This is a genomic window from Bifidobacterium sp. LCP19S3_E9, assembly GCF_052121135.1.
Lineage (GTDB): Bacteria > Actinomycetota > Actinomycetes > Actinomycetales > Bifidobacteriaceae > Bifidobacterium > Bifidobacterium thermacidophilum.
Map to the genome: position 1 here is coordinate 11,966 of NZ_JBQKEV010000002.1, position 13,367 is coordinate 25,332.

At 60.9% G+C, this 13,367-nt stretch carries 7 protein-coding genes; 4 read left to right on the forward strand and 3 right to left on the reverse strand.

From position 1 onward, the window contains the following. The first annotated feature begins 57 nt into the window (after positions 1–57). Positions 58–1,455, forward strand: coding sequence for a 3-phosphoshikimate 1-carboxyvinyltransferase (gene aroA, locus ACTQYB_RS01040; protein WP_033505801.1), 1,398 nt, complete (start codon positions 58–60; stop codon positions 1,453–1,455). A 292-nt stretch (positions 1,456–1,747) separates the two neighbouring features. Here the strand turns inward: aroA and ACTQYB_RS01045 are convergent, their stop codons facing one another. The 3 genes from ACTQYB_RS01045 to ACTQYB_RS01055 form a co-directional block, all read right to left on the reverse strand. Further along, positions 1,748–2,977, reverse strand: a complete 1,230-nt coding sequence (locus ACTQYB_RS01045; protein WP_029576309.1) for an acetate/propionate family kinase — start codon at positions 2,975–2,977, stop codon at positions 1,748–1,750. Between the two features lie 174 nt (positions 2,978–3,151). Then, a complete protein-coding gene (pta, locus tag ACTQYB_RS01050; protein ID WP_441481927.1) occupies positions 3,152–4,837 on the reverse strand; it encodes a phosphate acetyltransferase in 1,686 nt (561 codons plus the stop codon). Positions 4,838–5,409: 572 nt separating this feature from the next. Next, positions 5,410–7,887 (reverse strand): phosphoketolase, encoded by a 2,478-nt coding sequence (locus tag ACTQYB_RS01055; protein ID WP_044092029.1) that lies wholly within the window; start codon positions 7,885–7,887, stop codon positions 5,410–5,412. A gap of 598 nt (positions 7,888–8,485) precedes the next feature. Between ACTQYB_RS01055 and guaA the strand changes: the two genes are divergently transcribed. The 3 genes from guaA to ACTQYB_RS01070 all read left to right on the forward strand — a co-directional run bounded on the left by guaA (position 8,486) and on the right by ACTQYB_RS01070 (position 12,887). Next, positions 8,486–10,048 (forward strand): glutamine-hydrolyzing GMP synthase, encoded by a 1,563-nt coding sequence (gene guaA, locus ACTQYB_RS01060; RefSeq protein ID WP_441481928.1) that lies wholly within the window; start codon positions 8,486–8,488, stop codon positions 10,046–10,048. Between the two features lie 331 nt (positions 10,049–10,379). Continuing rightward, positions 10,380–11,666, forward strand: coding sequence for an amidase family protein (locus tag ACTQYB_RS01065; protein WP_441481929.1), 1,287 nt, complete (start codon positions 10,380–10,382; stop codon positions 11,664–11,666). A gap of 318 nt (positions 11,667–11,984) precedes the next feature. Then, the gene (locus ACTQYB_RS01070; protein ID WP_441481930.1) at positions 11,985–12,887 is read left to right on the forward strand and encodes a tetratricopeptide repeat protein; all 903 of its coding nucleotides are present in this window, start codon (positions 11,985–11,987) and stop codon (positions 12,885–12,887) included. Positions 12,888–13,367: the final 480 nt, after the last annotated feature.

Consider the following 13,367-nt stretch of genomic DNA (forward strand, 5'->3'; position numbering starts at 1 on the left):
TCCCATATGCTGTGATGAGGCGTCGCCAGATGCGGCGTTTCGGATACTATGGTGACCATGACCGAACACGCATATCCCGACCCTTGGCCCGCACCGACAGCGAGCCGTCCGCTTAACGCGACTGTGACCATTCCGGGCAGCAAATCCCTGTCCAACCGTTTCCTCATCCTCGCCGCGCTCGGCACGAAGCCGGTTACGTTGCGCGGATTGCTGCGTTCGCGCGATACCGAGTTGATGATGGACGCGCTGCGTACGCTCGGTGTGCATTGCGAGACCGCTTCTAACGCCGAGACCACAGTGACCGTGACTCCTCCGGCCGACGGACATTTCCACGGTTCGGATACCGTGTATTGCGGGCTCGCCGGCACGGTGATGCGTTTCGTCCCCGGCCTCGTCTTGTTCGCCGACGGTCCAATCCGCTTCGACGGGGACGAGCAAGCCTACCAGCGGCCGATGGGACCGATTCTCGACGGTCTCGAGCAACTCGGCGCGACCATCGCCTACGAGGGGGAGACCGGACGATTGCCGTTCACCATCACCCCGCCACTGCATGTGCATATCGACGGCCTGCGTCGGCATGTCGCCATCGACTCGTCGTCATCATCCCAGTTCATTTCCGGGCTGCTGCTGATCGGTTCGCGGCTCTCCGGTGGGCTTGATCTCACCCACACCGGCGAACACCTGCCCAGCATGCCACATATCCGCATGACCATGCATGATGTCGAAGCCGCGGGTGGGCATATCAGCATGCCCGAGCAGGGTCACTGGATTGTGGAACCTGCGTCGCTCGAACTACCCGCAGACGTCATCGTCGAACCCGACCTGTCCAATGCCGCGCCCTTCCTCGAGGCGGCGATGATCGCTTCCGGCAGCGTGTCCATACCGAACTGGCCGTATATCACCACCCAGCCTGGGGGACTGCTGCCCGGAATCCTGCAACATATGGGCGCGAGCATCACCCTCGACGGCACACCATTCGACGAAGCCATGCGTCAAACCCAAACCCAACCACACGCGTACACCCACCGGTCGGGAACGCTGACTTTGACCAGCAACGGTACCATCCACGGGCTTGGAGATTACGACATGTCCGCCGCGGGGGAGATCGCACCGAGTATCGCCGCCGCCGCAGCGCTCGCCGACACGCCGTCAGCGCTGCATGGCATCGGGCATCTGCGCGGCCATGAGACCAATCGTTTGGCCGCGTTGGTCACTGAAATCAAGCGGATCGGCGGGAAAGCCGAGGAGCTGCCTGACGGGCTGACAATCGAACCTGTCCCGCGCGCTTCACTGCACGCTGCGGTCATGGAAAGCTACGCCGACCACCGTATGGCTACGTTCGCCGCCATGATCGGGCTCGCCGTGCCAGGCATCGAAATTCGCAACATCGCGACCACCCGCAAGACGATTCCCGATTTCCCCGGCATGTGGGCGGATATGCTCGCGCAACGCTGATTCGCGTCATCGCTGTTGTGGCAACTGGGATTGCGCGATCGCGCTGTATTGCTTGTGATTGCTCCCATCTCTGTTTCTGCCGACGCTGACAATCCGCTCAGCGTCGGCAGAAACAGAGATGGGAGCCGCTGGGCGCAAAGGAAGGTACCGCGCACCTGATTGTGACACGCAGGTATATACAGCTGAGGGGCTGTGAGGATGTTTCTGCGCATCCTCACAGCCCCTCAGCTGTGCCAACGTTCAGCGGTTACCGACTGTGTCATCGACCAGCCGGTAAAACTGAGTGATGTATTCAGCGGGTGAACTCGTTGCCGTAGGAGTCCTTGCCCTCCGCGGCGATGGTCGCGGACTTGCGGGCGATGGCGAGCTCCTCGTTGGTCGGCACAACGGCGATGACCACGGAGCTGTCCGGCGTGGAGATGACGCGCGGCTGCTTGGAACGCGTATTGTTCTTCTCCTCGTCGAGCTTGACACCGAACGGGGCGAGACGATCGCACACCATCTTGCGCACAATCTCGTCGTTCTCGCCGACACCGGCGGTGAAGGTGATCACGTCGACGCCACCCATCTGAGCGGTGAAGTCGCCCACGTACTTGATGATGCGGTGCACGTACACGTCGAGCGCGAGCTTGGCATCCTTGTCGCCGGCAGCGACAAGCTTGTGGACCTCACGCATATCGGCGTGGCCGCACATGCCGGTCAGGCCGGAACGCTTGTTGAACAGGGTGTCCAGCTCGTCCACGCTCATGTGGGCGTTGCGAATCAGGTGGAAGACGGCAGCCGGGTCGATATCGCCGGTACGGCCGCCCATCATGAGGCCCTCGAGCGGGGTCAGACCCATGGAGGTGTCGATCGGCTTGCCGGAGATCTGGGCAGAGGCAGAAGCGCCGTTGCCGATGTGCAGGACGATCTGCTTGAGGCCTTCAGCGGGCTTGCCGATGATGCCCGGGACGACGGAGCCGACATACTCGTGGGAGGTGCCGTGAGCGCCGTAGCGGCGGATGTGGTACTGCTCGGCGATGTCCTTGTTCAGCGCGTAGGTGCTGGCCTCGGCCGGCAGCTGGAAGAAGAAGGAGGAATCGAACACGAAGACCTGCGGCACGTCAGGCAGCAGCTGACGCATGACTTCAGCGCCCTTGGCCTCCGGGCCGTTGTGCAGCGGGGCGAGCACGGCGAGATCCTTGACCTGGTTGATGGTCTTGTCGGTGACGAGCGCCGGCTTCGGGAAGATGTAGCCGCCCTGGACCACGCGGTGACCGACAGCCACGATGCCAGCCTCGGACAGCTTCGGGCCGTACTGCTCGAAGAAGCCGAGCACACGCTTCAGGCCCTGCTCATGATCGTGGATGGGCTCTTCGAGCTCATGCTTCTCACCGTTGTACTCGTGCTTGTAATGGCCGTCGGTCGGCTCGCCGATCTTCTCGACGAGGCCGGAAGCGAGACCTTCACCGGTCTCGAGGTCGACCAGCTGGTACTTGATCGAGCTGGAACCCGAATTGATGACAAGGACGGTTTTCGCCATAGTGGGCATCCTCCATTGTTGTGTACGATCCGTGCGGTTTTGCACGGCTACCATTGCTGACTTTACTCGTGAGCGGCTACAAATCGGGGCGTACACCATGGCGAATCCATGAGCGTACACCCCTCGTCACAGGGCTTGCCCGGCAGCTCCGGCTTCGGACCAGCCCGCCCTCGGTCAGTCTTCTTTCGTCTGCAACGCCGTCAATGCGATGGTGTTGATGATATCCTGGACGGTCGCGCCGCGAGACAAATCGTTGACCGGTCGGTTGAGGCCCTGCAGCACCGGCCCGATTGCGCGGGCGCCCGACGCACGCTGGACTGCCTTGTACCCGATATTGCCGGCGCTCAGGTCCGGGAAGACGAAGACATTGACATGCCCGGCGACCGGGTTACCCGGCGCCTTGGTTGCAGCCACCTCCGGCTCCCACGCGGCATCGAACTGGATCGGCCCGACCAGGGGCAAATCCGGCTGCTGTTCATGCGCCAATGCGGTGGCTTCCTCGACCAAGTCGACGTCCGGCCCCTTGCCCGAGCCGAGCGTCGAATACGACAGCATGCCCACCCGCGGATCGATGCCGAGACTCTTGGCCGTGCGCGCCGATTCGATGGCGATTTCGGCGAGTTGACGAGCATCCGGATTCGGTGTGATTGCCACGTCCGCAAAGACTGCGACATGCGTCTTGAAACACATGAGGAACGCGCCGGACACCAGCGAATTGCCCGGCTTGGTCTTGATCACCTGCAAGGCTGGCCGCACGGTGTTCGCTGTGGAGTTGACCGAGCCGGATACCAGCCCGTCCGCCTTGCCGAGCACGACGAGCATCGTGCCGAAGTAGCTCGGATCCTTGAGCTGCTCGCGCGCCTTGTCAGGCGTCATGCCTTTCTTGGCCCTCAGCTCGCACAGCTTGTCAATCATCGGAGCGAGAACGGTTTCATCGTTCATGCTCTGGAAGCGTGCCTCGGACAGGTGCTTGAGTCCGAGTTCGTCGCCATGTTTGAGGATGCCATCGCGTTCGCCGAGAATCAGCAGGTCGACGACCTCGCGTTCGAGCAGATAATCCGCGGCTTCGAGAATACGGCCTTCCTCGCCTTCCGGCAGCACGATGGTCGCGCCGGACTCCTTGGCGCCATGCAGCAGCTTGTTCTGGAACGCGTACGGCGTGGTGGCGGGGCAGAAGGGGGTGTCGATTGCCACCCGGACCTCGTTGGCGGGAGCGTTGTCGCGGAAAGCTTTGAGCGCACGTTCGGCGGCATCGTCATGCTCAGGATCGGGGAAATCGACCGCGGGAATCGTCCACACCGGAATATCAAGCCCGGACAAGGCCTGACGGGCGTCGGCGGCTTTCTCGGGCGTGCAGCCGGTCACGAACACGCCGACGACAGCCGAGCCGCCGTGTTCGATCGCCTGACGGCAGGATTCGACGGTTGCGAGCACTTCCTCGCCATTGCGTCGCATAGTGCACACCGCCAGGAACACCGGGGATTTGAGGTCGGCGGCGATATCGACGTCAAGTTCGAAGCTGTGCGGGTTGAACACGTGGGAGGCGTCGGTGCCGACGATGACCATGGCCTCGGCACCGCTGGCTTTCACGGTGTCGTAGTATGCGGAGACGATGTCGGGGCGGACGCACTGCGGGTGCTCGCGTGCATACTTGGGGCATACTCCGTGCACATCGTCAAGACCCTGACCCGCATTCGACGCTTCGACAAGGGACTGCGTGATGGGGCTTTTTCGACATGCGATCGGGCGGAACACCCCGGTGCGTGCCACGGTGGTCAGAGCGTCAAGCACCCCATACGCCACGACGTTGCGGCCGTTGCCGCCTTCTGGACTGGCGATATAAATCACTCGTTCCGACATACTGCTCCTTGATTCAGGCCGTCGCGCGTCTATGCACGCGGCTTGGACGTGAACTGTTCCGTTCTATTGTACGGTCGTTGCGTTTCGCGGTATATCACTGTGTCGCTGTTGCAAAGAACGATTCGCGTTACCGCGGAATGAAAGAAATCGCGATGAAGGGACTTCAAAGGATGTTCTGTCGTGCGGCGCATGTCGGGACATGCATAACCGTGCAGATGCTGGGGCCTGCCATCCGTCATGTCATTATCGGCTGACGCATGTCCGGGTATGCTCGGCATGGCAGGCGCAGAGAGACGCTGTTGACATTTCAGTGTTTTGATGAGTTGTGCATGTTACGGCATTCACAACACGACGGATATCGTGGGGAGAGTTGCTTGGCATTGTGCGTCCGGTATCTTATGTATGCCCCGGCATACGCAACACGGTGAACCTCTGAAGACGGGTAGCATCGGTTCATATTCTCCGATATTGCTTGCGAATCCACAACAAAACGGCAGGAGGGGCACCGGGATTGTTCCCGATGCCCCTCCTGAGCTTAAGGCTTATGCCTCATGCGTCTTGCGACGCTTCAATCACTCGTTGTCGCCAGCGGTTGCGGCGGTGGCGGTGACGGCGCCCTGCTTGGCGGTGTTCACGCCCGGCCACACCCAGTCGGTGTAATCCGGATGATCGTAGCCCTTGTCGACCGCGAACTGGAAGGCTTCGTCGCGGAAGGCCTCCAGCTTGTCGATCTCAGCGGCGTACTTGTCGGCATCAACCATGCGCAGAGCCTCAGCGGTCAGCTCGTAGCGGTCGATGTTGTTGACGCGCACCATGTCGTACGGCGTGGTGGTGGAGCCCTGCTCTTCGTAGCCGTGAACGTTGAAGTTGTCGTGGTTCGGGCGATCGTAGATCAGGCCGCGCACGTCGCGGGCATAGGAGTGGTAGGCGAACAGGACCGGCTTGTCGGTGGTGAACAGGTCAGCGAACTCCTCATCGGTGAGCGCCTCGTTGTTCTCCTTGGCAGACTGGAGCTTGACCAGATCCACCACGTTGACGACCTTGAACTTGATGCCGAGCTTGTTGAGCTTGTCGGCAGCAGCCATGATCTCCTGGGTCGGAACGTCGCCGACGGAAGCGAGGACGATGTCGGCCTCGTCGTTGGACTTGACGTTGGAAGCCCACTTCCACTCGGCAGCACCCTTCTCGAGCTCGGCACGAGCCTCGTCGAGGGACAGCCAGGTGGCGGCCGGCTGCTTGCCGGCGATGATCGCGTTGATCATGTTGGTGGACTTGAAGCACTTCTCGGCGACGGCCAGCAGCATGTTGGCATCAACCGGGAAGTAGATGCCGATCACGTGGTCGTTGTTGAAGCACTTGTTCAGCAGCACGGAGGTCACACCCGGATCCTGATGGGAGAAGCCGTTGTGATCCTGGCGCCACACATGGGAGGAGACCAGCAGGTTCATGGAGGAGATCGGCTTGCGCCACGGGATCTCACGAACCGTTGCCTCGAGCCACTTGGCGTGCTGGTTGAGCATGGAGTCAATCACGTGCACGAAGGACTCGTAGGAGCTCCAGATGCCGTGACGGCCGGTGAGCAGGTAGCCCTCGAGGAAGCCTTCCATCTGGTGCTCGGAAAGCTGCTCGGTGACCTGGCCGGTGACGGCCATGTGCTCGTCAACCTGGGCGGACAGGTAGCCGGCGTCCCACTGCTTGTTGGTCACTTCGTAAGCGGCAGCAAGACGGTTGGAAGCGGTCTCGTCCGGTCCGAAGATACGGAACGAATCCGGGTTGTTCTTGATGATGTCGCGGCAGTAGACGCCAAGACGACGGGTGGCCTCGAGCTGACCCCAGCCGTGTCCGTACTCGGAGACTTCCTTGACCTCGTAGTCCTCGAGCTTCGGCAGGTTGAGCTCCTCGCGGATGCGGCCGCCGTTGGCGTTCGGGTTCTGGCCGATGCGCAGCTCGCCCTTCGGCATGAAGGCGGTGACTTCCGGACGCACAGCGCCCTTGTCATCGAACAGCTCTTCCGGCTTGTAGGACTCGAGCCAGTTCTTGAGCACCTGGAAGTGCTCTTCGGTATCGCGAGCGGAAGCCAGCGGCACCTGGTGAGCGCGCCAGGAGCCCTCGGTCTTCTTGCCGTCGATGAACTTCGGGCAGGTCCAGCCCTTCGGGGTGCGGAAGATGATCATCGGGTAGAACGGACGGGTCATGTCGTCGGTCTGAGCCGCGGCCTTGATGTCGCAGATCTCGTCGAAGACGGACTCGAACAGGTCGGCGAAGCGACGGTGGATGGACATGTGGTCCTCATCGTCGAAGCCGGCGACGAACTCGTACGGCTCATAGCCCATGCCGTGGAAGAACTCGTGCAGCTCTTCGTCGGAGATGCGGGAGAGGATGGTCGGGTTGGCGATCTTGTAGCCGTTGAGGTGCAGGATCGGCAGCACGATACCATCGGTGCGCGGGTTGATGAGCTTGTTGGACTGCCAGCCGGTGGCCAGCGGGCCGGTCTCGGCTTCGCCGTCGCCGACGATGGCCGGCACGAACAGGCTCGGGTTGTTCATCACAGCGCCGTAAGCGTGGGACAGAGCATAACCAAGCTCGCCACCCTCGTGGATGGAGCCCGGGGTCTCCGGAGCGAAGTGGGACGGGATGCCACCCGGGTAGGAGAACTGGCGGAAGAACTTCTGCAGGCCAGCCTCATCCTTGGTGATGTTCGGGTAGTACTCGGTGTAGGTGCCGTCCAGGTAGGACTGAGCGGTACCGGCCGGGCCGCCGTGGCCCGGGCCCATGATGATCACAGTGTTCTGCTGGTGATCGGCGATGAGACGGTTGATATGGCCGATGAGGAAGTTCAGGCCCGGGGTGGTGCCCCAGTGACCGACGAGACGATGCTTCACGTCTTCGCGGGTGAACGGCTCCTTCATCAGAGGGTTGCTGCGAAGATAGATCTGGCCGATGGACAGGTAGTTGGCGGTGCGCCAGTACTTGTCAACACCTTCGAGGGCTTCCTCGGAAACCGGAGCGTCAAGCTTCTTCCAAGGGGTGCCAATAACAGGATTCGTCATGTGTACTCCTGTACTCCTGCACTGTTCGTGCGATTGGTTGTTTACATTCGGGCAAGAAGACCTCAGGCCTTGCGGTCCATGGACTTCTCTCCCTGTCGCGAACCATCGTACGTGGAGCACACGACTTTTGCACGTTTTTTTGCATGTGTGTTCGAAACTGTTGTCAAATTTTGATGTATTGTGAGATTGAGACGGTGGAGATGTGAAGGTGAATGCAAGATGACATTGCCTCAAAAACCGCGGAATGTCAAGGAATATAGTAGTCGCTGAACATTTTGGACGTTCATTTCGGCGAAAAACATGGCGGCGTGTTGACGCGTGGCGTGTTCTGTTCATGTTCGTTTGCTGGTGTGGTCGGTTCCTGGGAGTAGCGGTGCGGGGTGTGACCGGATTGCCACACGGCGGGTTGGTTTACACGACTTTGGGATCTGGTGTTGGGGGTCACATGTCGCGGAGCGACTGGGATGCCGCTTTTTGCCCACATGTCCAGTATGAGTTTGTGAGTTTGCCACATATCCACCACGGCGTTGTCGGCTTGCCACGCAACAATAGGTATGTTGTTGTGACCAGTCGATTGTATAGATAGGGAGAGTCACCTATGGCGAAAGGTCCAGTGCTCGTCGTCGATTTCGGCGCGCAGTACGCCCAGCTTATCGCGCGTCGCGTGCGCGAAGCCAACGTGTATTCCGAGCTTGTGCCCCATTCCATGTCAGCCGATGAGATGCTTGCCAAGGATCCTAAGGCCATCATCCTTTCTGGTGGCCCGGCGTCCGTGTTCGAGCCCGGAGCCCCCGGCATCGACAAGAAGGTGTTCGAGGCCGGCGTCCCGGTGCTCGGCATCTGCTATGGCTTCCAGGTTATGGCATACGAGCTTGGCGGCACGGTTGATAAGGCGGCGCTCGGCGAGTACGGCAAGACCGAGACCAGCATTGATGACGCTGAAGGTATTCTCGCCGGTTCCCCTGCCGAGCAGACCACGTGGATGAGCCATGGCGTGGCTGTGGAGAAAGCACCTGAAGGGTTCAAGGTGCTCGCTCACACCGGGGGCGCTCCGGTCGCCGCGATGGAGGATGAATCCCGCAAACTCTACGGCGTGCAGTGGCATCCGGAAGTCAAGCACACCCCGCGTGGCCAGGAGCTTATCGAGACCTTCCTGCACAAGTGCGCCGGTCTCGACCGCGATTGGGACGCGTCGAACATCATTGAAGACCAGGTCAAGAAGATCCGCGAGGAAGTTGGGGACGCCCAGGTGATTTGCGGCCTGTCCGGCGGCGTGGATTCTGCTGTAGCCGCAGCCCTCGTGCACAAGGCGATCGGCGACCAGCTGACCTGCGTGTTCGTCGACCACGGCCTGCTGCGCAAGGGCGAGGCCGAGCAGGTCAAGCATGATTTCGTCAAGGCGACCGGCATCAAGCTCATCGCCGTCGACGCTTCCGAGGACTTCCTCACCGCGCTCAAGGGTGTCTCCGAGCCGGAACGCAAGCGCAAGATCATCGGCGAGAAGTTCATCCGTACTTTTGAGAAGGCCCAGCGCCAGGTCATTGAAGAAGCCGGCAAGAACGGCGCCGAAGTGAAGTACCTCGTGCAGGGTACCCTGTACCCGGATGTCGTCGAGTCCGGCGGCGGCGACGGCGCGGCCAATATCAAGAGCCACCACAATGTCGGCGGCCTGCCCAAGGACATCAAGTTCAAGCTGATTGAACCGCTGCGTACGCTGTTTAAGGACGAGGTGCGTGCCATCGGCACCAAGCTCGGTCTACCGGACGATATCGTTTGGCGTCAGCCGTTCCCCGGTCCGGGCCTCGGCATCCGTATCATCGGCGAAATCACCCGCGAGCGGCTTGATTTGCTGCGCGAGGCCGATGCGATCGCGCGCGAGGAGCTGTCGAAGGCTGGTCTTGACCGCGATATCTGGCAGTGCCCGGTTGTGCTTCTGGCTGACGTTCATTCCGTGGGCGTCCAGGGTGACGAACGCACCTATGGTTCACCGATTGTGCTGCGTCCGGTCAGCTCCGAGGACGCGATGACCGCCGACTGGTCTCGCGTCCCGTATGACGTGCTTGCCACCATCTCCACGCGTATCACCAACGAATGCCGTGGCATCAACCGCGTGGTGCTTGACGTGACCAGCAAGCCGCCGGCAACCATCGAATGGGAGTGATGTCGGAGCACGCCGAATTTGCGCATCGCCGAGAATCCATAGGAGTCTCCGGGGATCGCCGGGACAATTCGGTTATGCGATGAGAGGCTCGCAGTCGTTGCAATGACGGCTGCGAGCCTCTCACCGTATCTGTCGCTTGTCGTATCTGTCGTAACTGAAAGCAGCCGTGCGCTTGTGCCCGCCTACGTTCATCGCATGCTTTTTCGTGGATTCCCGACCGCCTGACGTCGTCACATGCCCTTGACCAAGCGGACTTACGATGGGAACGACGCTGATCGGGCGCGTTCAGTGACCCGAATCATCAAACTGCATGATCGACGGGAGGAACGACATGGCATACCGGACATCACATGGGGTACCGCTTCAGCACGCAGGTGATGGTGCCGCTGCACACACGACAACCGGGGTGCGGGCCATTGATCCGACCATCTGGCGCGTCGTCGGCACACCGCTGATCGCCGCCACCCACCCCGGTCCGCTGTCAGGCATGGGCGTCGCAGTCAAGGATTTGTATGCGGTCGCCGGGCAACGCGTCGGGGCAGGCAATCCCACGTATTTGGCCGAAGCACCCGTACAAGAGCATTCCGCTCCCGCGGTTCAACGTCTGCTTGACGCAGGAGCAGACGTGATCGGCATCGCACAGACGGACGAATTCGCATACTCCCTTGCCGGTGTCAACGCGCATTACGGTACGCCGCCGAATCCGAGAGCGCCGGGACGCGTACCGGGAGGATCGTCTTCCGGCCCGGCAAGCGCGGTAGCCTCAACACAGGCGACCATCGGTTTGGGGACGGATACGGCGGGATCGATCCGCATTCCATCCGCATATCAAGAATTGTGGGGGTTGCGCACCACGCACGGCAGGATCAGCCGTGAAGGCGTGCACCCGCTGTCAGGATCATTCGACACGGTCGGCTGGATGACCCGCGACGCACAGACTATGGATGCCGTGACGCAAGCGATGCTGCCTGACCGGGACACGGCGACATTGTCCGGCGAAGTGGCGGTCTGCGTGTTGCCCAGTCAGATGGTGGATGCGGATGTCGCCGAAGCGTTCGGGCGTTCCTGCGATATGATGCGCAACGCGACGCTTGCGAGCGGACGCGACTGCCCCGACATGTGGGATGAACTCACCTTGGACGCTGACATGTTCGACGGGTTTCTTGACATCTTCTCCGTGGTACGTGGTTATGAGGCGTGGCAAGCTAACGGCGGCTGGGTCAGCGGGCATTTCGATGCGATCGCCCCGGATATCGCCCAGCGTTTCCGTAACGATGCGCTGATCGACGAGACCGCATATCGCCAAGGATTGGAACGGTTGGAACAGTCTTGCGCGATGATCAGATCACTGGTGGGCGATAGGGTGCTGCTCACGCCGACCGCCGCGACTGTCGCCCCGACCCTCACGGAACAAGATGACCCCGACACTGCGGCCCGCACGCGCAAACAGACCATGCGCCTGACGTCACTTGCCGGCATCGGCGGCCTTCCCGCCTTGAGCATGCCCATCGCAACCGTGCAAGGGCTGCCGTGCGGCATGTGTCTGATTGGTCCTGCCGGGAGCGATAAGGCGTTGGTGGCATTCGGCAAGGAGCTTTACCGGCGGCTTTCGGCGTGAGTTCGCGCGATACCAATCGCGGCAGCGGGTCGGCGACTGAAATAAGGGACGGAGAGCGTCGTCCGTCTGCCGGCGATTGCGATCGGCATCCGTTTGCACGGCCACCGCAGGCAATCTCAGTTTGCCGCTGTGAGCTGCAGATTCAGGCGTATCGCCTTGCAATCATGCGGAAGTTGGAATCGTCACCCTGTGTCGCGTAGAGTAGGAGAAGGATTTCAGATGCCGCAAGAGGCGCGGCAGCTGGCGGCGGAGGGCCGCGAGATATGCAGCGTGAAGCGATGCAAAGCATCATGATGCAGCCAGAAGAAAGGGAAGACCATGGACGATTTCGATGACGATGAGAACATGTCCTTCGAAGAGTCACTGAGTCACGACGAGATGGGGCCGGTGACCGTTGAAACGCTGCAGAACATCGAACGACAGATCAACGAGCAGAGTGGGGTACCCGTGTGGGCGGTCGTGCAGAACCTGTTCGTGCCCACCGCGCATCGCATCATGCAGGACGCCGGAAGCGTAGTCGGCGGACGGGCGGCGAGTTTCGTGCGTTCCACGTTGGAAGAAGTGATCCGCACCACACCTGATTCCGGCGATGACCTGCCTGATGTATCGCTGAGCGTCACCGGCGCCATGACCTTGCTTGGTTCGTACTATTACGATGGTGTGCTCGGCGAGCAGGATTACGCTAAGGCGTTCGAATACTACAAGGCTGCTGCGGAACGTGGCGGCATCCGGGCGACGCTGAATCTGGGGTACTGCTACCAGTACGCCCACGGGACCATGCGTGATGATGCGAAGGCTTGCACTTGCTACAGCGTGGCGTATCTCGCTGACCCCACCAACCCTGAAGCGCGCTACAAGATGGCTGACATGTTCTTCAACGGCTACGGCGTGCCGCGCAACGAGAGGGTAGCCGTGCAGGCGTATCTCGAGATTCTCGACGAGATGACCGACGATGACATGAAGGACTGGTTCGCCGAGAACGAGGAGTCCCTGTACCGCCGGCTGGCGCTCGCGTACCGTGACGGCAGGGGAGTCAAGCGCAGTCCGCTCAAGGCGCTTGAGTATTACGAGAAGCTGGAGATTATCCACTACCGTGACTTGGCGCATGGACGGCGTGACACACCGTATTACAGTACTGCACATCACTTGGACAGTGTGCAGAAGGAGATCGCCAAGCTGCGGGCGGAGTTGGATGCTGATCCTACGGCGGCATCGATGTAGGGCGGAGCGGTGCTGGCGGGCACGGGCAGGTGCGTGCTGGTGCTTGCTGGCGTGCGTGGGCTGGTGCGCGGTATGGTGCCGGCTGGCGCCTACTGGCGTTTGCTGGTACGAGTGCAGGTATCTGGGCTGGCGTGCGGGACTTTATCCGTTGACGGGTTTGTTTGGGATGATTTGCCATGCGGGCGTTGGAGTTCGTCGGAAATCTTGGGGGATTGTGGGAGATTACAGCAAACAGGCCGTTTGACAGGTAAAGTCCCGTGCTGTTGTGGGAGATGAGTGCGATTCGGTCACTTTGCGGGCTAAGTCCCGTGTTCTCCCGGGAGTTTACAGCGGATGGGTCATTCGATGCATAATCTCCCAACCACGGATTCCTGCCGATGTGCAAAAACCGCGGAATTCCAACATTCTCATTAGGGAGATAATCGCCAAATCCCAAAATCCGCGAGTTCTCCCGGGAGCATTTTGGCTGATGGGCGGAAT

Excerpts from the sequence above, each read along its gene's own strand:
- aroA (WP_033505801.1), top strand. The coding sequence starts at position 58 with ATGACCGAACACGCATATCCCGACCCTTGGCCCGCACCGACAGCGAGC.
- ACTQYB_RS01045 (WP_029576309.1), bottom strand. The coding sequence starts at position 2,977 with ATGGCGAAAACCGTCCTTGTCATCAATTCGGGTTCCAGCTCGATCAAG.
- pta (WP_441481927.1), bottom strand. The coding sequence starts at position 4,837 with ATGTCGGAACGAGTGATTTATATCGCCAGTCCAGAAGGCGGCAACGGC.
- ACTQYB_RS01055 (WP_044092029.1), bottom strand. The coding sequence starts at position 7,887 with ATGACGAATCCTGTTATTGGCACCCCTTGGAAGAAGCTTGACGCTCCG.
- guaA (WP_441481928.1), top strand. The coding sequence starts at position 8,486 with ATGGCGAAAGGTCCAGTGCTCGTCGTCGATTTCGGCGCGCAGTACGCC.
- ACTQYB_RS01065 (WP_441481929.1), top strand. The coding sequence starts at position 10,380 with ATGGCATACCGGACATCACATGGGGTACCGCTTCAGCACGCAGGTGAT.
- ACTQYB_RS01070 (WP_441481930.1), top strand. The coding sequence starts at position 11,985 with ATGGACGATTTCGATGACGATGAGAACATGTCCTTCGAAGAGTCACTG.